Source organism: Thermostichus sp. MS-CIW-37, assembly GCF_054060065.1.
Genome location: NZ_JBSSCV010000002.1, coordinates 43967 through 67241 on the forward strand (window position 1 = coordinate 43967; position 23275 = coordinate 67241).

General features: G+C 59.6%; 20 protein-coding genes and 1 tRNA gene. 11 read left to right on the top strand and 10 right to left on the bottom strand.

The annotated features are described in order from the left end of the window. Positions 1-86: 86 nt before the first annotated feature. Positions 87-1040, bottom strand: a complete 954-nt coding sequence (locus tag ACVWYZ_RS01335) for a M48 family metallopeptidase (RefSeq protein WP_011431982.1) — start codon at positions 1038-1040, stop codon at positions 87-89. 172 nt (positions 1041-1212) lie between these two features. Here ACVWYZ_RS01335 and minC point away from each other — a divergent pair, with 172 nt between their 5' ends. From minC to ACVWYZ_RS01355, 4 genes are all read left to right on the top strand, one after another. After that, positions 1213-1947: a septum site-determining protein MinC gene (gene minC / locus ACVWYZ_RS01340; protein WP_457465617.1), complete on the top strand. Its 735-nt coding sequence runs from the start codon at positions 1213-1215 to the stop codon at positions 1945-1947. Further along, positions 1944-2750 carry a septum site-determining protein MinD gene (minD, locus tag ACVWYZ_RS01345; RefSeq protein WP_457465619.1) on the top strand — a complete coding sequence of 269 codons (807 nt, stop codon included), beginning with the start codon at positions 1944-1946 and terminating at the stop codon, positions 2748-2750. The genes minC and minD overlap by 4 nt, the downstream gene beginning before the upstream one ends. An 89-nt stretch (positions 2751-2839) precedes the next feature. After that, complete coding sequence (gene minE, locus ACVWYZ_RS01350; RefSeq protein ID WP_414412932.1) at positions 2840-3142, top strand: cell division topological specificity factor MinE; 303 nt, start codon at positions 2840-2842, stop codon at positions 3140-3142. 386 nt (positions 3143-3528) lie between these two features. Then, entirely contained in the window at positions 3529-5877 is a 2349-nt protein-coding gene (locus tag ACVWYZ_RS01355; RefSeq protein ID WP_457465620.1) for a cation:proton antiporter domain-containing protein, read from the top strand. Here the strand turns inward: ACVWYZ_RS01355 and ACVWYZ_RS01360 are convergent. From ACVWYZ_RS01360 to ACVWYZ_RS01380, 5 genes are all read right to left on the bottom strand, one after another. Then, positions 5855-6223, bottom strand: a complete 369-nt coding sequence (locus tag ACVWYZ_RS01360; RefSeq protein WP_414349642.1) for a gamma-glutamylcyclotransferase family protein — start codon at positions 6221-6223, stop codon at positions 5855-5857. The genes ACVWYZ_RS01355 and ACVWYZ_RS01360 overlap by 23 nt on opposite strands. Before the next feature lie 42 nt (positions 6224-6265). Beyond that, on the bottom strand, positions 6266-6877 hold the full coding sequence (gene plsY, locus ACVWYZ_RS01365; protein ID WP_457465621.1) for a glycerol-3-phosphate 1-O-acyltransferase PlsY: 612 nt from the start codon (positions 6875-6877) through the stop codon (positions 6266-6268). Between the two features lie 219 nt (positions 6878-7096). Next, the gene (gene gyrB, locus ACVWYZ_RS01370; RefSeq protein WP_414356185.1) at positions 7097-9025 is read right to left on the bottom strand and encodes a DNA topoisomerase (ATP-hydrolyzing) subunit B; all 1929 of its coding nucleotides are present in this window, start codon (positions 9023-9025) and stop codon (positions 7097-7099) included. Positions 9026-9226: 201 nt separating this feature from the next. After that, the gene (gene rimM, locus ACVWYZ_RS01375) at positions 9227-9766 is read right to left on the bottom strand and encodes a ribosome maturation factor RimM (protein WP_457465623.1); all 540 of its coding nucleotides are present in this window, start codon (positions 9764-9766) and stop codon (positions 9227-9229) included. An 11-nt stretch (positions 9767-9777) separates the two neighbouring features. Then, on the bottom strand, positions 9778-10743 hold the full coding sequence (locus ACVWYZ_RS01380; RefSeq protein ID WP_414356189.1) for an SPFH domain-containing protein: 966 nt from the start codon (positions 10741-10743) through the stop codon (positions 9778-9780). 217 nt (positions 10744-10960) lie between these two features. On the opposite strand from ACVWYZ_RS01380, the gene ACVWYZ_RS01385 reads away from it, so the two are divergent. The 3 genes from ACVWYZ_RS01385 to leuC all read left to right on the top strand — a co-directional run bounded on the left by ACVWYZ_RS01385 (position 10961) and on the right by leuC (position 14725). Beyond that, positions 10961-11992 carry an NAD(P)/FAD-dependent oxidoreductase gene (locus ACVWYZ_RS01385; protein ID WP_457465625.1) on the top strand — a complete coding sequence of 344 codons (1032 nt, stop codon included), beginning with the start codon at positions 10961-10963 and terminating at the stop codon, positions 11990-11992. A gap of 63 nt (positions 11993-12055) precedes the next feature. Further along, positions 12056-13156 (top strand): polysaccharide deacetylase family protein, encoded by a 1101-nt coding sequence (locus ACVWYZ_RS01390; RefSeq protein WP_414356193.1) that lies wholly within the window; start codon positions 12056-12058, stop codon positions 13154-13156. 165 nt (positions 13157-13321) lie between these two features. Next, positions 13322-14725 (top strand): 3-isopropylmalate dehydratase large subunit, encoded by a 1404-nt coding sequence (gene leuC, locus ACVWYZ_RS01395; RefSeq protein ID WP_414375061.1) that lies wholly within the window; start codon positions 13322-13324, stop codon positions 14723-14725. A gap of 18 nt (positions 14726-14743) precedes the next feature. On the opposite strand, the gene ACVWYZ_RS01400 is transcribed toward leuC, so the two are convergent. The 3 genes from ACVWYZ_RS01400 to ACVWYZ_RS01410 all read right to left on the bottom strand — a co-directional run bounded on the left by ACVWYZ_RS01400 (position 14744) and on the right by ACVWYZ_RS01410 (position 17117). After that, positions 14744-14817 (bottom strand) — tRNA-Met (locus ACVWYZ_RS01400). Between the two features lie 13 nt (positions 14818-14830). After that, positions 14831-15910: an XdhC family protein gene (locus ACVWYZ_RS01405; RefSeq protein WP_457465628.1), complete on the bottom strand. Its 1080-nt coding sequence runs from the start codon at positions 15908-15910 to the stop codon at positions 14831-14833. Positions 15911-15965: 55 nt separating this feature from the next. Beyond that, positions 15966-17117, bottom strand: a complete 1152-nt coding sequence (locus tag ACVWYZ_RS01410) for a serine hydrolase domain-containing protein (RefSeq protein WP_457465629.1) — start codon at positions 17115-17117, stop codon at positions 15966-15968. 134 nt (positions 17118-17251) lie between these two features. On the opposite strand from ACVWYZ_RS01410, the gene ACVWYZ_RS01415 reads away from it, so the two are divergent. Both ACVWYZ_RS01415 and ACVWYZ_RS01420 read left to right on the top strand, forming a co-directional pair. Beyond that, positions 17252-18217 (top strand): LysR family transcriptional regulator, encoded by a 966-nt coding sequence (locus tag ACVWYZ_RS01415; RefSeq protein ID WP_414424654.1) that lies wholly within the window; start codon positions 17252-17254, stop codon positions 18215-18217. A 113-nt stretch (positions 18218-18330) separates the two neighbouring features. Beyond that, entirely contained in the window at positions 18331-19362 is a 1032-nt protein-coding gene (locus tag ACVWYZ_RS01420; RefSeq protein WP_414356203.1) for an anthranilate phosphoribosyltransferase family protein, read from the top strand. Between the two features lie 102 nt (positions 19363-19464). Here ACVWYZ_RS01420 and ACVWYZ_RS01425 read toward each other — a convergent pair whose 3' ends face one another. Continuing rightward, positions 19465-20748 carry a DUF4912 domain-containing protein gene (locus ACVWYZ_RS01425; RefSeq protein WP_457465631.1) on the bottom strand — a complete coding sequence of 428 codons (1284 nt, stop codon included), beginning with the start codon at positions 20746-20748 and terminating at the stop codon, positions 19465-19467. Between the two features lie 405 nt (positions 20749-21153). On the opposite strand from ACVWYZ_RS01425, the gene ACVWYZ_RS01430 reads away from it, so the two are divergent. Continuing rightward, positions 21154-21960, top strand: coding sequence for a hypothetical protein (locus ACVWYZ_RS01430; protein ID WP_457465633.1), 807 nt, complete (start codon positions 21154-21156; stop codon positions 21958-21960). 127 nt (positions 21961-22087) lie between these two features. Next, entirely contained in the window at positions 22088-23209 is a 1122-nt protein-coding gene (locus ACVWYZ_RS01435) for a glycosyltransferase family 9 protein (RefSeq protein WP_457465635.1), read from the top strand. Positions 23210-23275 lie beyond the last annotated feature (66 nt).

The following is a 23275-nucleotide window of genomic DNA, read 5'->3' on the forward strand; positions in this document are numbered from 1 at the left end:
GAAACACAGGAAGTCATCAAGGCCAAAGATTGGGAGCGAGAGCCATTTCAGCCGGCCTTGGGCAGAAGGGATCCCTCTGGGCCGAGTTAGGGCAGGACAGGGAGTAGCGGCAGGATCTCAATCTCGGTGCGTTGGGTTTGTTCGGGGGATCCGGAGGGCCAAATGGAGCCGCCGGAGCCGTGGAGTGGAACGGTCTGACCGGCTGGGCTGACCATGCCGTGCTGAATGATGAGCTGGTTGAGGCGGGCAATGCGCTCCGAGACGGGGGGATGGGTGCGCAGGAACTCTGGCACAGATCCGCGGGATTGCAACTTGGCCAAAAATTGCGGCATGCCCTGCGGGTCAAACCCGGCGCGATAGGCTGCCCCCAGACCTTTTTCATCGGCGATAAACTCGTTTTCACGGCTCTGCGGGCGCCGTACTCCCAATTCCAGGGCCAGAGCGGCCAGGGTACTATCGTTGAGCCCCAACAATTGAGCCCCAAACTGGGCAGTGGCAGCCTGCTGCAGTTGTTGCAGGCCGTGGCGTTCGCCGATGTGGGCCACCTCGTGGGCCAGCACGGCGGCAATCTGGTCGTCGTTGTCGGCGGCTGCGAGGGCACCAGTGGTGATGTAGACAAAGCCTCCCAGTGTGGCAAAGGCGTTGATGTCGGGATCTTCCACCACTTGAAAGGTGTAGGGCAGATGGGGCCGTTCGCTGTGGGCGGCCACCCGTTGGCCAATGCGGTTCACCCGCTCGACCCAGTAGGGATCCGAACTGAGGCGAAGTTGTCCCCGCGCTTTCAGTTGTCGATCGATCTGGCGGCCTAAGCTCACCTCTTGGGCATCGTTCAACTGGCTCACCTGCAGCCACTGAAGGCCATGAATCAGCAAACGGCCCAGATCTTGGGCATGGGCAGGGGATCCCATCCCAGATGCCGCAAGAATGCTGAGTAGGGCAATGGCGACCGGTCTCACCGCGCGAGAACTCCACCCCTTGGAGAGGAGAGGATCCTGTCCTGCTGGCGCGAGCAGCCTGAGGGTGTGGCGAGGTTTCAACATCAGGAATTGGCTCCATCAAGTACCCTCAAGTTAGCGATCCCGAAGCAAGATTGTCCTGCCACCCAAGCGAAACCGCTTTGCTATCAAGGGCAACCGCCGAGAGAGTTTCCCCTGGCTTGGGGGAATGGAATAGGATAGGGCTCTATATTCAGGCAGACGTTTAAGGGCGGTCATGACGGGATCCCCTACATGGAACCCTGAAATCTCCCCATCTCCAGACTCCTGGGCCACGGGCAGCGTTTACTTTCGGTCGGATGCACAAGGGATTCATCTGCACTTGCCCAGCACCTTGCCTTGGGAGGAGCTTTGGGAAAACCTGGTTTGGCAGTTGCGCAGCCGCAAACCCTACTGGGCCGGGGTCGCTCCCCTCACCCTCTGGAGCCAGCAGCGAGAGCTGGACATGCCCACCCTACAACTTCTTGCTGCCCTATTGTCTCAGCATGGAATGCAACTGTGGCGCGTTCAAACTCGATCCCGCTCGACAGCGATTGCAGCAGCGACGTTGGGGTATTCTGTGGAGCAATCTTCCCTTTTGGAGGCAGTTCCCCCTGCTCCCCCAGACACCACACCTCTGTACCTACGTTCGACAGTGCGCTCTGGCATGTCCGTGCGTCACAGAGGATCCGTATTCCTGTTGGGGGATCTCAACCCCGGCGGCGAGATCGTTGCCGGAGGAGATATTTGGGTTTGGGGACGCTTGCGCGGCTTGGTTCACGCGGGGGCCGACGGCGACAAGGGAGCTGTAATTTTGGCTTTGCAGTTGGAGCCCACTCAGTTGCGCATTGCCGATCAAGTGGCCCGTCCGCCAGAAGGTGGATCCCTGCCCAACACCCCTGAAGTGGTTTACCTACAGGAAGATGTCATCTGCATCGCCAGCCTTCAAGATTTTCTGCGGAGAGGAGTATGAGCCGAGTCATCGTCATGACCTCTGGTAAAGGTGGAGTCGGCAAAACCACCGTGACGGCCAACCTGGGCACTGCCTTGGCGCGCTTGGGTCGCTCGGTGGTGGTGGTGGATGCAGACTTTGGCCTGCGCAACCTGGATTTGCTGCTGGGGCTGGAGAATCGGGTGGTGTACACAGCCCTAGAGGTGATCGCCGGGGAATGTCGCCTCGAGCAAGCTTTGGTGAAAGACAAGCGCACCCCCAATCTCTCGCTGTTGCCGGCAGCCCAAACCCGCAACAAAACGGCGGTGAATCCGGATCAGATGCGCCAGTTAATCGAGAAGCTGGCCAGCAGCCATGACTATGTGCTGATCGATTGTCCGGCAGGGATCGAACAAGGGTTTCGCAATGCCATTGCCGGGGCCAACGAGGCCATCATCATCACCACCCCAGAAGTGGCAGCGGTGCGGGATGCAGATCGCGTGGTGGGCTTGTTGGAAGCCGCCCAGATTTCATCGACTCAGCTCATTGTCAACCGCCTGCGCCCGGACATGGTGGCAGCCGGCCAGATGATGTCGGTGGAAGATGTGGTCGAGGTGCTGGCCATCCCCTTGGTGGGTATTATTCCAGAAGACCGCGAGGTGATCGTCTCCACCAACAAAGGGGAGCCCCTGGTTCTCTCCGCCAATCCAACTCTGGCTGCTCAGGCCATCCAGCGCATTGCCCGACGGCTGGAAGGGGAAACAGTGGACTTCCCCAAGATGGCCAGTTTGGGCGAGTCCTTTTGGGAGCGGGCCAAACGGTTTTTAAACCAAAAGGTGCTCTGACAACTGTTTTGTCGTTTTTCCCCAATTTATCCAGATTGGAATGGCAATTTTGACCTGTTCACACCTGAGTAACAAAGCTAACAAAACCTATGCTCCTCGATTTTTTGGATCAGCTTTTTTCTCGGCACTCCGGCAACAGCCGCCAGCAAGCCAAGCAACGGTTGAAGCTGATCTTGGCCCATGACCGCGCTGACCTCACCCCGGCGGCGCTGGAATCAATGCGCCTGGAGATTTTGGGGGTGGTGTCCCGCTATGTGGAGCTGGATTCAGAAGGGATGCAGTTTCACTTGGCCACGGAAGGGGGAACGACTGCTCTTATTGCCAATCTGCCCATCCGTCGCGTTAAGCCCTTAGAGACGGGTCTCAGCCACCCGGAAGGCGAGAAAGCCTAGAAGGGGAGATTTTTGGCAGCATGTCGATTTGCTTTCAATTCCCAACAGAGCTGCCCAACGCCAGAGTGGTCGTCAAGCCCGCTCTGTGATACGTTGAGGTAAGTCGTGTGTACTGTAGAAAGAGTGGAGCTGGGTGTAGCTTTTGCAACTTTATGGAGCCAGCACACAGAGGTTAACTAGATGTTAACTCTGCATGTTCGAGCTCATGAACTGCTGACGTGATGGGCAGAGCCCCCTTGACGATTGGAGACTTTCCAGCAGTTTGTATTGGCGTTAGCGTTGCGGAGCAACAACGACGTTAACGATGGCAGCGACGAGATTGTTAGCGTTCAGTAGCTGGAAAGGTAAGGGCTCCGTCCCGCTATTGCGTTCGGTTAAGCCTCAATATGCAAGATTCATTTGAGCTGACGATCCTGTTTACGCTAGCCCTGGTGGCTGGGATCGCTGCTCAGGTGCTGGCCAATTTTGTCAAAGTGCCCAGCATTGTATTCCTGCTGCTGTTTGGCCTGTTGCTGGGGCCAGATGGTTTGGGCTGGGTTCATCCCCAAGTCATGGGATCCGGGCTGGAAGCGCTGGTGTCGTTGGCGGTGGCTCTGATCTTGTTTGAGGGGGGACTGAACCTGCGGCTGCAACGTCTCAATCCGGTATCGGATAGCCTGCGCAATTTGGTTTTGTTGGGATCCCTGCTGACCCTGGTGGGGGGAGCGGCAGCAGCTCACTATCTGGGGGAGTTTCCCTGGCGGCTGGCTTTTTTGTTTGGATCCCTGGTGGTGGTAACAGGGCCGACGGTGATCAACCCCATCTTGAAGCGGGTACGGGTCGATCCGGCAGTCAGCACGCTCCTGGAAGGAGAAGGGGTGCTCATCGATCCCATCGGGGCCATTCTGGCAGTGGTGGTGCTGCAGGTGGTGCTCTCCGGCCATCCCAGTTTTCTCATGGCCTTGGAACAGTTGTCCAGCCGTCTGGCCATCGGGTCGGCGGTGGGAGCGCTGGGGGGCTGGCTGATGGGATCCTTCCTGCTTTGGTCGCGGCAGTTTTTAACCGAGGAGCTGCGCAACTCGGTGGTGCTGGCGGGGGCCCTGGGGGTGTTTGCCTTGGCCCAGTCGCTGCGATCGGAGGCGGGGCTGATGGCGGTGGTGATGGCGGGCCTGGTGGTGCGGCAGAAGGCGGCCATTGCCGAGCGGGGTGTGCGGCAGTTTCACGGCCAGTTGGTAGTGTTGGCCATCTCTGTGATCTTTATCCTGCTGACTGCCACGCTCTCCCTCAAGGCGGTGTTTGCCCTAGGCTGGGGATCCCTGGCCACAGTGCTGTGCTTGATGCTGGTCATCCGTCCCTTGAGTGTGTGGCTGTGTACCTGGCGCAGCGACCTGAATTGGCGGCAGAAGCTGTTTGTGGCTTGGCTGGCTCCTCGGGGCATTGTGGCGGCTTCGGTGGCCTCCTTGTTTGCCATTCTGCTGACAGAACGGGGCATTACCGGGGGAGATGCCCTCAAGGCGCTGGTGTTTTTGACCATCTCGGTGACGGTGACGGTACAGGGGTTGACGGCAGCCTGGGTGGCCCGCTGGCTGGGTCTGGATCAGGGCAGTTCCACCATAATCATCGGCGATCATCCCCTCACCAACCAATTGGCCCAGTTGATGCGCTCGCTCAACCAGACGGTCGAGGTGATCCCGTTGGTTTCTGGGGCTTCCAAAAATGGGTATAGCAGCTACAAAGCTCCCCACCCAACAGACGGTAAGGACTCCATCCCGCCATCCCGTAGGTCCTCCACATCCTTGTCAGGAACGCCGAAGCGTCGTCCAGCAGATGGCTTGCCCCCACAACTTCATTCCTCTGACGGCAACGGCACCCACAAGTCTGCCCCAAGCCAGGAAGTCGGCAAGCCAGAAGCCATCCCCGGATCCCTGCAGGAAGCTGTACTGAACGAGTCTGCTTTGTTGAAGGCCGATATCGACCATGCGGAAACTCTGTTGATCCTGACTCTGGATCCGCAGGTGAACTGGGCCATTGCCGAGTTGATGGTGAAACTCTCGGTTTCGGCCACCATCTGGACGGTGTTGCTGCCGGATATGCCCATCTCAGAAGGGATCCGCACCTTGCAGCCTTCCTTCCCCCAACTGCAGCGCTGGGCCGGCTATCTGGAGGCCAACCGGGCTGAGCTGCGCTCGATCACCCTACCCACGTTGGCAGACCTGGGCCTGCCTCTCCCTTTATCGCTACGTGACGCTTCTGCGAATGCGGCCTCAACCCTGCCGGAGGCAGTGCGGAGCAATAAAGCTGATGTCTTGACGGCTCAAGAGTCGTTCCCGACAGCGGTGCGGAGCGCTTTTTCAGCACCAGCGCTGCCCAATCCCTTCCTGGCCCAGATGGGACTGGAGGATCCCACCCTTGAACGGCTGCGGGATCAGTTTGCCTATCGAATCAAAGCCGATCTATGCCTGCCCTTGTTGTTGGTGCGCCCGCAGCGGCTGAGGAGCGGCTCATCTCGACCGGGTCGGCTCTTCTACCTGCCTGAGCCAGACATTTGGCGACGCGGGGATCGCATCTACTACCTGGAGCGCGTTTCCAGCCCTGTGGATGCCGGTGCTCTCTCCGCCAAAGAGTCTGATTCCCAAGAATGGGATCCGTCGGCAGCCGTTCGCGTTCGCGACAGCGGTGCGGAGCACAACAGTGGGATAGAGTCTTTGGTGCTGCCCCAGTATGTTGAGGGCGTCAAGCTCCACTTTGATCTCTAGCCAGCCAGCGGCCACTGGGGATGAGGGAACACCCCTGCACCTGCTCAGGCCGACCCAGATAAACCCAAGCAAAGGTGCCGCTATCCAACTGCACCCACTGCCGTTCGTACACCCGCGGGTGGTCTTCCAGTTCGTCCAAGCGGGCCAATAGACTCAAGGGGATGCGGTAGCACTCGCCGTAGAGCCGGTTTCGGCCACGAACTGCCATCGGGTAGGGGCCGAGACTGTAAAGATCAATGTGGTTGAGGCTGTCTGTCCCCAAAAATTCTGCCCCCTGCAGCAAGCTGTGGTATTGGCCGCCCCGCAGCAGGGATCCGTAGACAAAAACCACTGTGGTCGGTTGCATAGCGTTGCGGAGTAATACAGCTGCTTCACAGTGCCTTGAAAATTAGGGAGATTGCGTCCATTTTTGGCCAATGCGCGGCTCCGACCCGGCCAGTAGGCGCTCGATGTTGCGCCGATGAGCACCGATCACATACACCCCGCCCGCCAGCGCAAACAACAAATAGGGCAAAGGCTGAGCCGTTGCCCACATCATCACCGGAGCCGCAACTGCCGCCAGCAGGGAGCTGAAGGAAACGATGCGGGTGAGGGCGAGCCCCAGCAGCCAGACGCCGAAAGTTGTCAGGGCTACTGGCCAAGCCATAGCCAACAAGATCCCCAGGCTGGTGGCCACCGATTTGCCCCCCCTGAAGCCCAGCCAGCAGGAACGGCTATGGCCGATCACTGCGAACAATGCCGCCAAAACCACCCACCACGCGGATCCCAAGGCCGATCCCAGGGCAACTGCTGCTGCCCCCTTGGCAGCATCCACCAGCAACACCAGCAGGGCGGGCCCCTTGCCCAACGTCCGCAACACATTGGTTGCTCCGGTAGAGCCGGATCCCTGTTGGCGAATATCGATGCCTCCCCACCAACGACCTACCCAGTAGCCGGTCGGGATGGATCCCAGGAGATAGCCCCCCAGCGCAGCGAGAAGAGCGGTAAGGAATGCAGGCATGGCAGGATCTTGAGCGCTCCTCCCTCACTTTGCCACAGGGTCTGGGCTGCAACTGGGATCTTGCCCCGTCCGGGAGCTTTTGGCTGCTCGCGGCCTCGTCTGCAACACCGTTACGTTCGCGCCAGCGGTGCGGAGCACTTTCCCCCTGCCGTGGGCCCCGAAGAGGCGGGACAGAGTTCTCTCCACCCAATATCGAGAGTCGCTAAATATCGAGAGTCGCTAAATATCGAGAGCCGCCAGATCCAAATGGGCACTGTGGGCCTCAATAAACTCCCGTCGGGGGCCAACGGCATCTCCCATCAAGATGGTGAAAATGCGATCCGCCTCCACCGCATCTTCGATGGTGATTTGTTTGAGGGTGCGCGTTGCCGGGTTCATGGTGGTCTCCCAAAGTTGTTCAGGCATCATTTCCCCCAGACCCTTGAACCGTTGGATGGTGTACTTGGCGTTGGCAGGCAGCCCCCGCAGGATTTGGTCTTTCTCGGCGTCGCTGTAGCAGTAGCGAACATTGTTGCGACCCCACTCGATTTTGTAGAGCGGCGGACAGGCGATGTAGACATAGCCCTGTTCCAGAAGCGCCTTTTGATAGCGGTAGAAAAAGGTCAGCAACAGGGTGCGAATGTGGCTGCCGTCCACGTCAGCATCGGTCATGAGGATGATGCGGTGGTAGCGCAGTTGGCTAGGATCAAATTCATCCCCTTTCACCCCCAAACCCAGCGCTGTGATCATGGCCTGAATTTCGGCGTTTTTGTAGATCTTGGCGGGATCTGCCTTTTCAATGTTGAGAATCTTGCCGCGCAGGGGCAACACCGCCTGAAACTGCCGATCCCGACCCTGTTTGGCGCTGCCGCCTGCAGAGTCGCCTTCCACCAAATACACCTCAGATTCCGCCGGGTCGCGGCAACTGCAATCGGCCAACTTCCCCGGCAGCGTGGAAGATTCCAGGGCAGATTTGCGCCGCACCAATTCCCTGGCCCGCCGGGCTGCCTCGGCAGCATTGAAGGACTGGATGGCCTTATCGACGATCCCCCTGGCCACGTTGGGGTTGAATTCCAAGTACTCCGTGAGCGCCTCGGAGACGAGGGTTTGCACAATGCCCCGCACCTCGGTGTTGCCCAACTTGGTTTTGGTTTGCCCCTCAAACTCGGGGTTGGGCACCTTGACCGAGACGATGGCCGTCAACCCCTCGCGCACATTTTCTCCGGCCAGGTTGCTGTCGGAGTCTTTCAGCTTGTTGAGCTTGCGGGCTTGACTGTTGATGGTGAGGGTAAGAGAGGTTTTCAAGCCCTCCAGGTGGGTACCCCCTTCGTTGGTGCGGATGTTGTTGGCAAAGCCGATCAAATTGTCGGTGTACACATCCGAGCACCACTGCAGCGCCACTTCCACCTCCACACCATCCCGCTCCCCTTGGATGTAGATGATGTCGGAGTGGATGGGCGTTTTTTCGTGGTTGATAAAGGCTACATATTCCCTGATGCCGCCTGCATATTGATAGGTTTCGCAGTGGGGCGGATCCCGCCGCAGATCGCTAAAGGTAATTTTCAAGCCGGCATTGAGGTAGGCCAATTCGCGAAAGCGGGCCGCCAGCAGGGCATAGTCGAACTCTCGCTCGGGAAAGATCAGCCCATCCGGCTTGAAGCGCACCTCTGTACCCCGTCGATTGGATCCCTTGGGCTGGGGTTCGGATTTCAGGGATCCCACCACCGCCCCGCGCTCGAACCGTTGAAAGTAAACCTTGCCCTCTCGCCAAACCGTCACCTCCACCCATTCGGAGAGGGCATTCACCACCGATACGCCCACGCCGTGCAGCCCGCCGGAGACCTTGTAGCCGCCACCGCCAAACTTGCCCCCCGCATGCAACACCGTCAGCACCGTAACCAGGGCCGACTGACCGGTTTTGGGGTGGATGTCCACCGGAATGCCACGGCCATTGTCCAAGACGGCTACCGAGCCGTCGGGATGCAGGCTGATCTGAATATCGTCGCAATAGCCGGCCAGGGCCTCATCAACGGAGTTGTCCACCACCTCGTACACCAAATGGTGCAACCCCTTCGGCCCGGTGGAGCCAATATACATGCCAGGCCGCTTGCGCACAGCCTCCAAGCCTTCCAAAACTTGGATCTGCTCTGCACCGTAGTTTTCCGTCATTCCCAACTCCAATTCCGAAGAAGGCTCCCGGCCAAGATCAACAGAAACCCAGAAAAATTGACCTTAAAGGCCTAGGATGAGCTTAGCATCAAAAAACTGCCCCTATAATAGCACAAAAGGCTAGAACGGCCACACAGGCGCTTCTGAGGGCCAAGTTCAGGATGGGATGCAGGTACGGAAGTCAGGCCGTCTTGTCGAACTCTAACCCAGAAAGCTCTCCACCAGCCCAGGCGGCGGCTGCACGTGCAGTGCGCCTTTTTCCAAATCCACGACGGGCACCAGGGCTTTCACAAAGGGGATCAACACCTGCCGGTGATCAGGGGTTGTTATCTCCAGCACATCCTGGCCGGCTGCCAAAATCCCCGAAACATGTCCCAGCAGCTCCCCCTGGCGATAGACGGTCAAGCCGATGAGATCGCGGTAGTGGTACTCTTCCGGCTGCAGGGGCAAGCGGTGGGAAGCCGGCACCAGCAGCCTAGCTCCTACCCAAGTCTCAGCCGCCGTTCGATCGGGGATCCCTTCCAGTCGCACCAAATAAAGACCCTTAGCCGGGAAAAACTGCCCCTCAATCAGGGAATGCAGCAGGGGCTCGGGATCCGTATCCCGCTGCAGCCAGCGCGGTCCGGGCTCTGTGAGGCGTTCTGGGAAATCCGACCAGCACCTAACCCGCAGCCAGCCCCGCAAGCCGTGGGCCGCCACCACCTGTCCCACCAGCAGCCAAGCCAGATCCTGGGCCATCATGGTCAGTCAACTCAGTCGAGCCGGGGAAAGTCCACTTCGGTTGGGAAAGCGGTCGGGGTGCGCAGCTTCTGAGAGGTCACTGTGCGAGAACCTTCCCCACCCTTAGCCACGTCCACCATGGAGAGCAGCCCTTGCAGGGTGCCAGGGATCGAATTGGGATCCATGAAGATCACCTTCGCGCTGGGACTGCTGCCCACCTTGAGGCCCATGTCAATATAATTTTGCGCCATCAGGTATTGCAGCGCATTGGCTGCCTCTGGGTTCTCCTGCAGCGTGGCGGCAATGGTTTTGATGGCTTCAGCCGTGCCTTCAGCCAGCAGCAGCCGCTCTCGCTTCTCCGCTTCTGCTCGCAATAGCTGTGCCTTGGCGGCCCCCGCAGCCTGGTTGATGCTGGCCTGCTGCTCCCCTTCTGATTTCAGAATAGCGGCCCGCTTTTCCCGCTCGGCAGCCATTTGTTTTTCCATCGAGTCTTGCACGGTTTTGGAGGGTTGAATGTCCCTGACTTCCACGCGGGTGATCTTGATCCCCCAGGGATCTGTGGCCTCGTCCAGCTCTGTCAAAAGGCGAGCGTTGATCTCGGCGCGGGAGGAAAAGGTTTGATCCAAATCCATACGGCCAATTTCTGCCCGCAGAGCCGTCAGCACCAGGTTAATCAAAGCCCGCTGCACGTCCTCGACCGCATAGCGGGCCTTGATCATGTCGGTGATGCGCCAGTAGACCACCGCATCGGCCATCAAAGAGACGTTGTCGCTGGTGATGCACTGCTGAGGAGGCACATCCAACACCTTCTCGCGGATGGTTTCCCGGAACACAATCCTATCGATGGGGGGAAGAATAAAGTGCAATCCTGGGGTCAACTTGCGGTGAAACCTGCCTAAACGCTCTACCAGTGCCTCATATCCCTGGCTGATGATTTTGACCGAGTTGAACAGGTAGCCAATAAAGATCAGGGCAATGGCCGCTAAGATACCTGGCATAGGGCTTTCCTCCTGATGGGGAGTTCAGTCCCCATTCTAGACGGTTGCTAGACGGTTGTTGGGACTGCTCCCTTCACTTGGATCACGCCTCAACAGAAATGTGGTGGACTCAGCAGGATAAGCAGTCCTCGGAACATATAGAGTTTCTTAAGATTTTTCAGGCCGCAGCCAACGACCTGAGATCACCCGGCAAAAAGCTCGTGAGGGGATCCCGTCCATGAAACTGAGCAGCAGGAATCTAGAAGTTGCTTTGAACAAAATCTATGACGTGATCGTGGCCGGAGGAGGAGCAGGGGGACTATCGGCGGCAATCTATCTGGCCCGTTACGGACTGAGTTGCCTGGTGGTGGAGAAGGGCAGAGGCCGATCTTTTTGGATGCAGGATTTGCGCAATTATCTGGGCTTGCCCCCGACCACTCCAGGGCGAGAGCTGTTGCGCCAGGGAACAGAGCATGCCCTCAGCTTGGGGGTAGATTACCTGCGCGGTTTTGTGGAAGATGCCACCGATGAGGGAGACCTTTTTGCAGTCAAGGTCAAGGTGGGAAAAATGAACAGCCTCTACCCCGTTTTTCGGAGCAAATATTTGATCGCGGCAACCGGCATTATGGATTACTTGCCCCAGTTGTCGGATATGCAGAATGTTTACGACTACGCGGGCTATTCACTGCATGTCTGTATGATCTGCGATGGCTACGAAATGCGGGATCAGAAGGCGGTGTTGATCGTCAATTCAGAAGATCGGATCAATACAGCTTTTGTCCTCAACTGGTTTACACCCTATATCTCGGTGTTGACCCACGGCCTCTGCTCGGTCGGCCCCGACATGCGCAAAAAACTGGCGGATCATGGCTACCCACTCTACGAAACTCCCATTCGTCGTTTTTGGGGAGAAAACCATCAATTGCAGGGTGTGGAGCTGGAAGATGGCACCTACATCGAAGCGACCACCGGCTTGGTGGCGATGGGAGCCAAATACCACAATGCTTATTTGAAAGGGATCCCCGGCTTGAAATGGCAAGGGGAAAACCTGCTAACCGACGAGTGGTGTCGCACTGCTCATCCGCGGCTGTTTGCACTGGGCAATTTGAAGCAGGGCCTGAACCAAGTGTCGATTGCGGTTGCCGATGGCACCCTAGCTGCCACAGCCATTTGGCGGGACATCCGACGGGCCTCACCTGCACGTAAATGGGAAGAGCGCCTGCTCTCGCCACCTGGGATCCCAGGGCCTTCCGGATCCTCACTAAATTGATGGGCTCTATCGAGCTTGGGTGGCTTCTGTCCTATGATTGGTTGCGAAGGATTAAGCCATTCCATGCACTCTCTGAAAGCGTTGAAAGCGTTGATATTTTGCCTAGCCTTCCTACTGGTTGGACTGATCTACTACTGCACGGTAGAGGCCCAGCCTCTTTTTGAGCTGAACCTGACGGCCACCTCGGAATACAACCTCATTCTCCCCATTGAAAGCATTCGGGTGGTGCGCGGCGCCAATCCCCAAGATTTGCTCATTTATCTATCAGCTCCTTCGGCAGCCTGGATCCATCAAGAAGAGGTGAACGGGCATTATGTGATCGACATCCCCTACGGAGTCATTACCCATACAACAACCGTCGAGGTCGCTTCGGATCTGCCCTATCGGCTGAGCTGGGGCAACCAAAATGAGCAGACGGGGCGACTGTTGATTACCCCTGCTCCCGCTCATGTGCAGGTGTTTCTGCAGCATGGCTGGATCCCGGATCCCGACTTTCTCGATCCGGCAGAAAATACTCAACCTTTGCAACTGCCTTTAGAAGAAGTGCTGGGGCCTTTACTGGAAGTGCCACCTCGTTCTGCCTTTCTGACCATTGATGATGGCCCCTGGCCTCAGTCTACCCCCCGACTTTTACAGGTTTTGGATGATCTTCAGATCCCGGCCACTTTCTTTGTTATTGGCACCCACGTTTCCCGATTTCCAGAATTGGCTCAATCGATTCAGGCCCATCACCACACCCTAGCCAATCATACTTTTACCCACGATTATCAACGTCTCTACGGAAGCAATGAGCTGTTTTATGCTGAGGTGGATCAGACAACCCAACTGCTCAAAGCGTTGAACTTAGATCCCCAACTGGTTGTTCGCCCACCGGGAGGTTTTCGCCTAGATTCTGCTTTGCGTCGCTCTCTGGAGCAGGCAGGATATCGAGTTCTTTACTGGAACATGAGCCCGGAAGATGCTTACGCGGGCCAAAGCGCAGCCCAACTTTTGGAGCGTGTTCGAGCTCAGTTGCCGGCGATCCAGGCTTCCGATCAGCCCCTGGTTTTGCTGCTCCACGATCGCTGGCCCCACACCGCAGAGGCCCTGCCGGATATCGTCGCTGCCATTCAAGAGGCGGGCTATCGCTTTTTGCCTTGGCCGGCCTTCAGGGATCCCGTTTGAAGGGCGAGTTTCTCGTTGGCTGAGGCAGGGGTTTCCCGGTTTGAGGACTCAGATCCGCCTTCGCCCACCGGGATCGCATAGCGATAACGGCAGCCCGTACCTTGACAACCCTTTCCCCAAGTAGCACATTGAAAGTTCACAGGACTTGGCTGCGGGCCGAGAAAGATGAGCGAGAGGACATTATTCGATAAGGTGTGGGATGCCCATACGGTGCGGATTTTGCCCTCTGGGCAGACGCAGTTGTTCATCGGCCTGCACCTGATCCACGAGGTGACCAGCCCGCAGGCTTTTGCCATGCTGCGGGAGCGCCATCTGCCGGTTCTGTTTCCCGAGCGGACGGTGGCCACAGTGGATCACATCATTCCCACCGACAACCGGGCACGGCCTTTTGCGGATCCCTTAGCGGAGGAGATGATCCAGGAACTGGAGCGCAATTGTCGGCAATACGGCATCCGTTTCTACAACAGTGGCTCCGGTCGGCAGGGGATCGTGCATGTGATTGCCCCGGAGCAGGGGTTAACTCTGCCGGGGATGACCATTGCCTGTGGGGACAGCCACACCTCTACCCACGGGGCCTTTGGGGCCATTGCCTTTGGGATCGGCACCAGCCAGGTGCGGGATGTATTGGCCACCCAAACCTTGGCCTTGTCCAAGCTCAAGGTGCGCCGCATTGAGATCCAGGGCAAGCTGGGGCCGGGAGTCTACGCCAAGGACGTGATCCTGCACATCATCTGCAAGCTGGGGGTCAAAGGCGGGGTGGGCTACGCCTACGAGTACGGGGGCAGTGCCATCGAAGCCATGAGCATGGAAGAGCGCATGACCCTCTGCAACATGTCCATCGAGGGAGGAGCCCGCTGTGGCTACGTCAACCCCGATGCGGTGACCTTTGAGTATTTGCGGGGGCGAGAGTTTGCCCCACAGGGATCGGATTGGGAAGAGGCGGTAGCCTGGTGGAGAAGCCTGGCCAGCGATGGCGATGCCCGCTACGACGATGTGGTGGTCTTCCAGGCCGCAGATATTGCGCCGACGGTTACTTGGGGGATCACCCCCGGCCAAGGGATTGGGGTGGATGAGCGGATCCCTGCCCCCGAGGATCTGCCGGAAAGCGAGCGGGAACTGGCCAAAGAGGCCTACGCCTACATGGACTTGCAGCCAGGGGATCCCATCGTGGGGACACCGGTGGATGTCTGTTTTATCGGCAGTTGCACCAATGGCCGCTTGAGCGACCTGCGGGAGGCAGCCAAGATTGCTAAGGGGCGACGGGTGGCCCCAGGGGTGAAGGCGTTTGTGGTGCCCGGCTCAGAACGGGTAAAGCAGGAGGCAGAACAGGAGGGCCTGCGGGAGATCTTCGAGGCGGCGGGGTTTGAGTGGCGGGATCCCGGTTGCTCCATGTGTTTGGCGATGAACCCGGATCGGTTGGTGGGGCGCCAGATCAGCGCCTCTTCTTCCAACCGCAACTTCAAGGGCCGCCAGGGATCCCCCAGCGGGCGTACTCTGCTCATGAGCCCGGCTATGGTGGCCGCAGCGGCAGTCAGCGGCAAGGTGGTGGATGTGCGGACGCTGCTCTAAGCAACTGTCCCCTAGGTATAGCGGGGACTGGATTTGAACCAGTGACCTTCGGGTTATGAGCCCGACGAGCTACCAGGCTGCTCTACCCCGCGGCGCTTTTCTAGCCTAGCTTGTCCTCCGGCTAACCGGCAAGCCTACACCTTGGGTTTCGCCGGGCATTCTCTTCGGGGATCCCCGTCGCACCTGGATGAGCTGGGCGGTGATGCTGATGGCAATCTCGGCGGGGGTTTCGGCGTGGATCTCCAGGCCAATGGGGGCAAAGAGCCGACTGAAGGCGGTCTCCGGGATCCCTTCCTGGGCCAGGGTTCGCAGTACGGTTTGTACCCGCTTGCGGCTGCCGATCATCCCCAGGTAGTGGGGGGTCAGGCCGGAGTGGTAGATGGCCCGCAGGATTTGGCAATCGAGGCTGTAGCTGCGGGTCACAAGAGCGATGTAGAGCTGCGGGATCCTGTGCAGATGGGGGATAAGTTGGGCAAAGGGTTCTGAGCACAGCCGCTCGGCAACGGGAAAGCGCTGAGGGGTTACCCAGTCCGGGCGATCGTCCTGAACCCAAATGCGAAAGCCGGCCAAATGGGCGATCTGGGCCAGGGACAGGCCGCAGTGGCCCGCTCCGACGATCAGCAGGGTGGGGGAAGGGAGGAGGGGCTCGACCCAGGATCCCGCGAGGAGCTGTGGGCGGGATGGCAGGGGGGCAAAGTGCTCCGCACCGCTGTCGCTAAGGCTGAGGTAGGGGAACCCCTGAGGATGGAGGGGAGTGATCAGCCAAGCCCTTTGCCCTTGGGTCAGAGCCTGGAGGATCTGGGCCACCAACGTTTGGGCAAGGGATCCCTGCCATCGCTGTAGCCAAATGTGCATCCGTCCCCCGCAAACGCCCAAGGGAGGGCTGTTGAGATCGAGGGAAACCGGCATCCCAGCCGGCCAGGACTCCGTCTTGCCGAAGTGCTCCGCGCTGCTCTCGCCATCGCCAACGGGAACGGCAGCCTGCAAAAGGGTTTGCGCTCGGGCAATGACTTCCGCTTCGGCAGCTCCACCGCCAATGGTGCCCAACAGGGTGCCATCAGATCCCACGGCCAGTTTTGCCCCCGCCTGGCGAGGCACAGATCCCTGGGTGCGGACCACCGTGGCCACCACCAGCGGCCCGCGGGAGAGCATGTCTGCCAACTGTCGGTAAAAGGTCTCGTCCACCTCAGCCTCGGTTATGCCTACGGCACCCTAGCGGGAACGGTCAGGGACTCAATGATCAAGAAAGCCCCTCTAGGATGGCCTGATGGAAGGCAACCCGGAAAGCCTGGAATCCGTTCTCCTGCCGACCGTGGTAGACGGCGTTGGTGAGCAGCGTCACCACCAGCTCCCGCTCTGGATCGATCCACAGGGAGGTTCCGGTGAAGCCGGTGTGGCCGAAGGCGCTGGGGCTGAACGGGTAGCTGCTGGCCAAGGGATCCGGAGAGCGCAAGGCAAACCCCAAACCCCGGCGCTCGTGACAGCGGTGGGCATCCCCTTGCTGAGGCAACTGCTCGCGGGTCATTTCCCTCACCGTCTGCGGCTGCAACAGGGATCCCGTCAAAAAACTCTCTCCGAAAGCGGCTACTTCCTCTGCCGTGGCGAATAGTCCGGCATGGCCGGCGATCCCGCCCAGGCGGGCGGCATTTTCGTCGTGAACCTGCCCCTGTAGGCGGCGCTTTCGCCAAGGACACAGCTCGGTGGGGGCACAAGAGACAGAGACAGGGGGTGGGTCGAAAGGATCCCCCGGATAAAACTGAGTTTGGCTCAGGCCCAGAGGCCGCAAGATCCGGGCATGCAAGATCTGATCCAGAGGGGTTCCGCTCAGACGTTCCAAAGCCAGCCCCAGCAGGATCAATCCAAGATCGCTGTAGACTCTGCGGGATCCCGGCCTGTAGGCCAAAAAGGTGTGCAGGGCCATGTGCCGGGCCGATTCGGCATCGGGCTGTCGAAACAGGGGCCGCCAGGCGGGCAAACCGGCGGTGTGGGCCAGCAACTGTCGCACCGTCACCTGTTCTGTTGCAACAAGCTGGCCTAAGGATTCCGGTTCCACAGCAATCCATTTCCCCGGCTGCAGAGGATCTTCATAGGGGGCAATGGGGCGGGATCCCTGAAACTCCGGCAACAGGAGACTGACCGGTTGATCCAACAGCAACGCTCCGGCTTCCACCAGGGCCATGCAGGCGGTGGCGGTGTAGAGCTTGGTCAGCGAGGCCAGGTCAAAACGGGTGGCCGAGGTTGTTGGTTGGCGCCGGGTCTCAGGGTCGAGATAACCTGCCGCCCTTGAGTAAATACACCTTCCCTTGTGGCGGATGGCCACTTGGGCAGCGGGGAAAAGGTGCGGAATGGCAGAGTTGAGCAGCCCCTCCAGCAAGGCTGGATCCCAACCCATCTGCTTCTCCTCCTGGCTTGGGGATCCCCAGTCCAACAAACAACTTGTAACGGTGTTTACAAAAGCCTACCGCTTCCCCGGCTAGGATGCCAGCACGGCTGGTTACATCATCACATCAAATCAAGGGATCCCAGGTGCGGCTGGAGTTGTTGCAAGCTTTTTTGAACGTGGTGGAAACAGGTAGCTTTTTGGCCGCTGCTCGCCTCAGCGGTCTGACCCAATCGGCCATTAGCCGCCAGATCCAGGCCCTGGAAGAAGCAGTGGGCGCTCCGCTGTTGCATCGCAAAAGCCCGGTGGCCCTAACTGTGGCCGGGGAACGGCTTTTGCCCCATGCCCGTCGCATCTGTCAAGAATGGCAGCGGGCTCAGGAAAGCATTCGAGAATGGCTGCAGGGCCAGCAAACTGAGCTCTGCATTGCTGGGATCCATTCTCTGATCGCCCATCAACTGCCGCCGGTGCTGCAACAGTTTTGCCGGGAGTACCCAGAGGTGCAGTTGCGGGTTACCGCTCTGGGCAGCGACCGCGCCTTGAAGGTGCTCAGGGATGGGCTGGTGGATGTGGCCCTGGTGATGGAGAACCCCCTGATGACGCGGGGGGCAGAGCTAGTGGTGGAGCCACTGTACTCGGAGCCGATTCAAGTGTTGATGCCCGCCAACCATCCCCTCAGCCGCTACGAGCAGATCCCCTGGAAGGTGCTGGCGGAGTATCCCCAGGCCGTGTTCAAGGATGGCTATGCTATGCGCTCCTTGGTGGGATCCCATCTGGCCCGGCAGGGGCTTCCCCTCAAAGCAGCCCTGGAACTGAACACCTTGGATGCCTTTCGGGGGGTGGTGCGACAGGGGCAGTTGATTGCCCTCCTGCCGGAGTCGGCCCTGGTGGACTGCTGCGCCGATCCGGATTTGCAGGTGCGACCCACCGAGCCCCCCCTATTGAGGCGACAGGTGGTTATGGTCACCACCAGCGATCGCTATCGGATCCCTCCCATTCGCCGGTTTTTGCAGTTGGCCGCCCAGCTTATCAGGCAGTCTGAGGTTGAGCCTGCTTCCGGTACAGATCCCCATTTCCCTCAGCCCTCTGCCGGGCTGTTGTCAGTTCTGTAGGGATTTTTTGTAGAAATTTCTGTAAGTTGTCAAATACCTGTATCGGTAGTTGCAAGTGTTCCGCCGTTATCTCCCCCTACTTGGGTAGCCCAGCGCTCCCGACCGCCGATGCCATGAGCCAAGAGTTTCGCGAGCTGTTGAAAAAAATCGGCAGCGGCACCCACACCCACCAGGATCTCAGCCGGGCAGAGGCCGCCAGCGCTGCTCGGATGCTCCTGCGGGGGGAAGCCACTCCCGCCCAGATCGGGGCTTTTTTAATTGCCCACCGCATCAAGCGCCCCACTGCCGAAGAGCTGGCCGGTATGTTGGATGCCTACGCAGAAGACGGCCCTCTTCTGCCCCAACGGGATTTGCCCCATCCCTTGATCATCTTTGGCCATCCCTACGATGGCCGCTCGCGGACTGCGCCGCTGGGGGTGCTGGTGGCTTTGCTGCTGGCGGCGGCAGGGTCAGCCGTTTTGCTGCATGGCTCTGGCTTCTGTCCCACCAAGTATGGGCTGCCTTTGGAAACGGTGTGGCGGAGCTTGGGGGTAGATTGGCGGGGGCTATCCCTGGAGCGGGTGGGGCAACTGCTGGAACAAACCGGGCTGGGATTTTTGTATTTGCCCACCTGTTTTCCCCAGGCTCAGGCCCTGATGGACTACCGGGATCAAATCGGCAAGCGCCCCCCCTTGGCCACCTTGGAGCTGGTCTGGACACCCTACCAAGGCCCCTTTCACCTGGTGGCCGGGTACGTGCATCCGCCCACCGAGGCCACGATGCTGGAGCTGTTTGCCCTGCGGGAGATCCGGCAATTTACCACCGTCAAAGGTTTGGAAGGCAGTTGCGACCTGCCGCGGGAACGGGCGGCCATTCTCAACCAGGGCGGGAAACGGCTGCTCTTGAAGGCTCGCGATTGTCACTTGGCAGGCCCGGAGATTCCCCTCTCCGGCGAGAAAGAGCTGCTCCAACAGATGCAGCAGGTGCTCAGCGGGGATCCCTGTGAACTCACCCCAGCCGCTCTCTGGAATGGGGGTAGCTATCTGTGGCTCCTCGGCCACGCCCCATCCTTGCCAGAAGGGATCCAACAGGCGGAAGACCTGCTTCGCTCTGGACGGGTGATGGAGAAGCTGAAACAACTGATCCGGGTGATCGACCTCTCCTAGGGCTGGGATCCCCTGTTTCGATGACTAGAGTCAAGCTCTCCAGCCCAGGGAAAAAAGCCCCCCGGCCAGCTCCAGGGGGCGAGAAGCCGAAGGTTGGATCCTTTAGGGCAACAGCTCCTCGATGGCCTCCTCCTTGGTGTTGGTGCGGCGGGAGAGGGTGCGGCGGTCGAAAGTCATGTGGATCTCCCGGTTTTGCTCGCCATCGGCAGCCACGGCGAAGATGGGGAAGTCGATGTTGCCGTCTGGGAAGGCCATGTGGAAGCGGAAGGTGCCATCGGGGTTGAGCTGGATCTTGCGCCCGCCAATGGTAACGGTGGCATCCGGCTCTGTGGCCCCATAGACAATCAGCTCGGCATCGGCCACCAGCCAGAACTTGCGAGAGCGCTGCGGCAGCACTTCGGAAGCCCCCGAGAACAGGCCCAAGCCGGATCCTGAAGCCATCCAGGGAGCAGCGGGCACCTCCGCCATGGCCATCCCCATCATGCCCACACCCGAGGGGATGATAAACGAGCTGATGGCCTGCTCGGGCACCAATTGGCGGCTGCCCATCTGGTGGCTGCCAAACAGGGATCCCGCCACCCGCATTGACTCAAAGCCACCCACCATTTCCAGGAAGGGATCGACCGTGGCACCCTGCTGCGGCTCATCGCCTTTGTAGTCCACCACGCCCATGCCGGTGGCGCTGCGCTTGTAGGGCTCGCTGAGCTGGTAGAGGGTGCGGCCCTGCAGAGCCATATCGAAGGGCACCGTCAGGAAATGCTCTTCAAACCAGTCGGAAGGATAGACCGGCGGCACCATCACTGCAGCCGAGCGGGCCAACATCAGCCAGCGGCCATCTGCCGTCCGGTAGCCAATTTCCACAATGTAGGAACGATCGCTCACCGGGATCGGCAAATACCACTCCCGCGCCAACTCGTCACAGGGGTACTCCTGCATGCTGTGGGCCGGCTGGTAGCTGAAATCGATATCCGTCACATCGTAGAGGCGCAGCGCCAATTGCTGACCCCCCTCGCGGCGCTTGCTCTCCTTGGCCTCGTTGGGCACATCCCAATAGGCGTAGGCCCACTGGGGATCCCGCGGCAGCAAAACAATGCGGCTTTCCCCGTAACCGCCCGGCAAATCGCCCAGCCCTTTGTCCACATCGGCCAGATCCGGCTTACCGCCAACCTCTTGGCCCACAAACTTCGTTTGGGTAACCGACTCTTGGCCGCTCGGCTCTGGCATCGTGTCAGCGGGACGACCGCTGCGAGCAGCTTGGGCTTCCCGAATGGCCTGGACAAGTTGCTCCTTGGTCATGCGGCTGTACTTGGGGATCTGATAGCGGGCAGCTTCTTCCCGCAACTGCCGGATGGTCATTTCTTCCAACGGGATCCGCTCTTGTGGCATGGTCGGGGTCTCCTGTCTTCTCTTCGACAAATCGGGCTTTGTGCAATGCTCCAGCTTCTAACCCAAAGGCCGATCCCAGCTTGCGGCTCAGTACAGCCTCGAACCCGCTGGCGTGCCGGCCTGCCTTGCGCTCTCCAGCCGCTGACAACCATCAGGTGGGGATCAACGGGGATCATAAAGAATGATGAACCCATGTTTGCGTATTTTTGCCTGTTGGTCAAGAGCTTGGGGATCGCTGGGGATCAAAAACAAAGGGTGGGATTGCGCGGGATCCCCTGCCGAACCGGCCTCGCCTGGGTAGCATGGGGGAAAGGTGAGCTGTTGCGAGATGGGCCGCAGATTTCGTGGCCAAGAGGTGTTGGGATGAGGTGGTGGAAGCCTGCCGGGAAAGGTTCCGGGATCCAGATGAGTTGGGCAGCGCTGGGGATCCTGCTGTCGGGATCGGTCTTGCCCATGGAAGCGATCAATGCACAGACGCTGTTTCCTCCCCTTTACCGCTTGCAAGGGGGATCCCCTACCCTGCCCGCTTCTGAAGCAACGCCCTGGCGTCCAGTAACCCAGGATTCTGTTCCGCTCCCACAAACAGATCAAGCCGATCCAAAAGTCCAGCCGGCCCAACCCGGCCATGGAGAAGTGGCAGAGGGCCCGGTTTTCGATCTGGATCTGTTGCGGCAGTTCGGCACCAGCCCTGGCGGCAGTGGCTCTGGATCCCGGCAGGGGGAAGTGGTCGGGCCGGGCAGCGGCCAGAGTGGGGTGCGCGGAGCCAGTCCTGGCTCAGGGGTGGGCACAGGCCAAGGGCCAGGGGGCGGAACGGGTCTGGAGGCGGGATCCCAGCGGCGGGAACCGCAAGTGACAGGGTTGATTGTGGATGCACGAGGCTTGGATTTCTTGCCCAGCCAGTCGATGCGCCTGTTTGATCCCGATGGCAATCAAGTCTATACCCCCGTTACTCTTGGCCAAGACCTCAACGCGGCCTTTGTGGGCAGCGAGGGCACAGCTGCCTATGCCACCTCGGAAGAGCAGGCCCGCTCACTGGTGAACCGCATCGGGGAACGGCCTCACCGCATTCGTGCCATCCGCACCCTGGGCTACGACCTGGTGATTTCCGCCGAAGATGCTTTTAGTCTGCGCCAGATGAATGCGACAGATGGCTTTCTGGATCGCTTTGCTGTGGTGGTCATCTGGGATGGCAGCCAAGCCAGTCTCCCCTGAGGCCCAGGGATCCCAGCATGGCCATCAAAGCACAGGACAGAGGAATGCTAGCCTAGCAAAAGTGCTCTGTCTGCACCACCCGCACCACCTCCAGCGGGGTTGATATCTTCCTGGGGATCCCAGCCTTATGCAACGGTTTGCCAACCAACCTCTGCGGGAACATCCCCACCTGGCGGTGTTTTCCTCCAGCAAGGTGGGCAATTTTGTGGTTACCATCCCGCTGTTGCGGGGCCTCAAGGAAAAATACCCCGGCTGTGTGCTGGATTTTTTTGGCAGCGAGATTACCCGCGACTTTGAGCTCCACTGCCCCTACATCGACTTCAGCTTTCCTCTCTACAGCCGTCGTCCCGATTACCTCGAGGCCCTGACCGCTGCTGTGCGAGAACGGGTGGCTCAGGCCGGCCCCTACGACTTGGCCATCAATTGCGACGAGTTTAGCGAGCTCAACCTGGTGGCGGTAACGGCCCTGCGCCCCCAGTACATTGCCGGGGCCGGCTTGACTCTGGATTTTCGCCGCAAGTTGGACCCCGGCTCCGACCCGGTACAGCGCATGCTCCAAGACGACGACTGGAACGGCCTGGAGTTTCTGCAGCGCTACAAAGGGATCCTCACCAGCAACTACATCGCCGAAATCTTCTGCCGCCTGGCGTACGTGGAGACGGATTTTTTCCGCCTGGAGCTGCCCAGCCGGGATCCCGGTTTTCCGGTGCCAGAGGTCTTGGTGCACATCACCACTACCCGCCGCGCCAAGATGTGGCCTCTGGAGTACTGGCGGCAGGTGATCCAGTGGTGCCAAGGCCAGGGCCTGCAGGTGGGGCTAATCGGCAGCGCGCCGGAGCTGCAGCGATCCCTCTACCACGGCGGCAGCAGCGAAGACGAACTGCTGGCGCAAACGGGAATGGTTGACCTGCGGGGCAAAACCAGCCTCATCGAGCTGGCGGGGGCCCTGAAGCGGGCGCGGGTGTGTATCTCCGTGGATGCGGGGCCGATGCACATCGCGGCGGCAGTGGGCTGTCCCACCATTGCCCTGTTTGGCAACGATGCCGATGGGGATGGGGCCAGCCCGGTGCGACTGTGGGCTCCTCGTCTGCCCCACGTCTATCTCACCCAAACCGCCTACAAGTGCCGGGTCTGCGCAGAGAACAAGTTCAAAAACGAAACCTGCCTGGTGGAAGGCCATCCCTGTATGGCCCATCTCAAGCCGGAAACGGTCATCGGCTACTTGAAAGAGATTCTCAAGCAAACCTAGAGGTTCCACGCCCTCACCCCCAGCCCCTCTCCCAAAGAGAGAGGGGAGCTATGGAGCGACGGGGTG

Bases quoted from the DNA above. Each gene is read 5' to 3' on its own strand.
- ACVWYZ_RS01335 (WP_011431982.1), bottom strand. From the start codon at position 1,040: ATGTTGAAACCTCGCCACACCCTCAGGCTGCTCGCGCCAGCAGGACAG.
- minC (WP_457465617.1), top strand. From the start codon at position 1,213: ATGACGGGATCCCCTACATGGAACCCTGAAATCTCCCCATCTCCAGAC.
- minD (WP_457465619.1), top strand. From the start codon at position 1,944: ATGAGCCGAGTCATCGTCATGACCTCTGGTAAAGGTGGAGTCGGCAAA.
- minE (WP_414412932.1), top strand. From the start codon at position 2,840: ATGCTCCTCGATTTTTTGGATCAGCTTTTTTCTCGGCACTCCGGCAAC.
- ACVWYZ_RS01355 (WP_457465620.1), top strand. From the start codon at position 3,529: ATGCAAGATTCATTTGAGCTGACGATCCTGTTTACGCTAGCCCTGGTG.
- ACVWYZ_RS01360 (WP_414349642.1), bottom strand. From the start codon at position 6,223: ATGCAACCGACCACAGTGGTTTTTGTCTACGGATCCCTGCTGCGGGGC.
- plsY (WP_457465621.1), bottom strand. From the start codon at position 6,877: ATGCCTGCATTCCTTACCGCTCTTCTCGCTGCGCTGGGGGGCTATCTC.
- gyrB (WP_414356185.1), bottom strand. From the start codon at position 9,025: ATGACGGAAAACTACGGTGCAGAGCAGATCCAAGTTTTGGAAGGCTTG.
- rimM (WP_457465623.1), bottom strand. From the start codon at position 9,766: ATGATGGCCCAGGATCTGGCTTGGCTGCTGGTGGGACAGGTGGTGGCG.
- ACVWYZ_RS01380 (WP_414356189.1), bottom strand. From the start codon at position 10,743: ATGCCAGGTATCTTAGCGGCCATTGCCCTGATCTTTATTGGCTACCTG.
- ACVWYZ_RS01385 (WP_457465625.1), top strand. From the start codon at position 10,961: ATGAAACTGAGCAGCAGGAATCTAGAAGTTGCTTTGAACAAAATCTAT.
- ACVWYZ_RS01390 (WP_414356193.1), top strand. From the start codon at position 12,056: ATGCACTCTCTGAAAGCGTTGAAAGCGTTGATATTTTGCCTAGCCTTC.
- leuC (WP_414375061.1), top strand. From the start codon at position 13,322: ATGAGCGAGAGGACATTATTCGATAAGGTGTGGGATGCCCATACGGTG.
- ACVWYZ_RS01410 (WP_457465629.1), bottom strand. From the start codon at position 17,117: ATGGGTTGGGATCCAGCCTTGCTGGAGGGGCTGCTCAACTCTGCCATT.
- ACVWYZ_RS01420 (WP_414356203.1), top strand. From the start codon at position 18,331: ATGAGCCAAGAGTTTCGCGAGCTGTTGAAAAAAATCGGCAGCGGCACC.
- ACVWYZ_RS01425 (WP_457465631.1), bottom strand. From the start codon at position 20,748: ATGCCACAAGAGCGGATCCCGTTGGAAGAAATGACCATCCGGCAGTTG.
- ACVWYZ_RS01430 (WP_457465633.1), top strand. From the start codon at position 21,154: ATGAGTTGGGCAGCGCTGGGGATCCTGCTGTCGGGATCGGTCTTGCCC.
- ACVWYZ_RS01435 (WP_457465635.1), top strand. From the start codon at position 22,088: ATGCAACGGTTTGCCAACCAACCTCTGCGGGAACATCCCCACCTGGCG.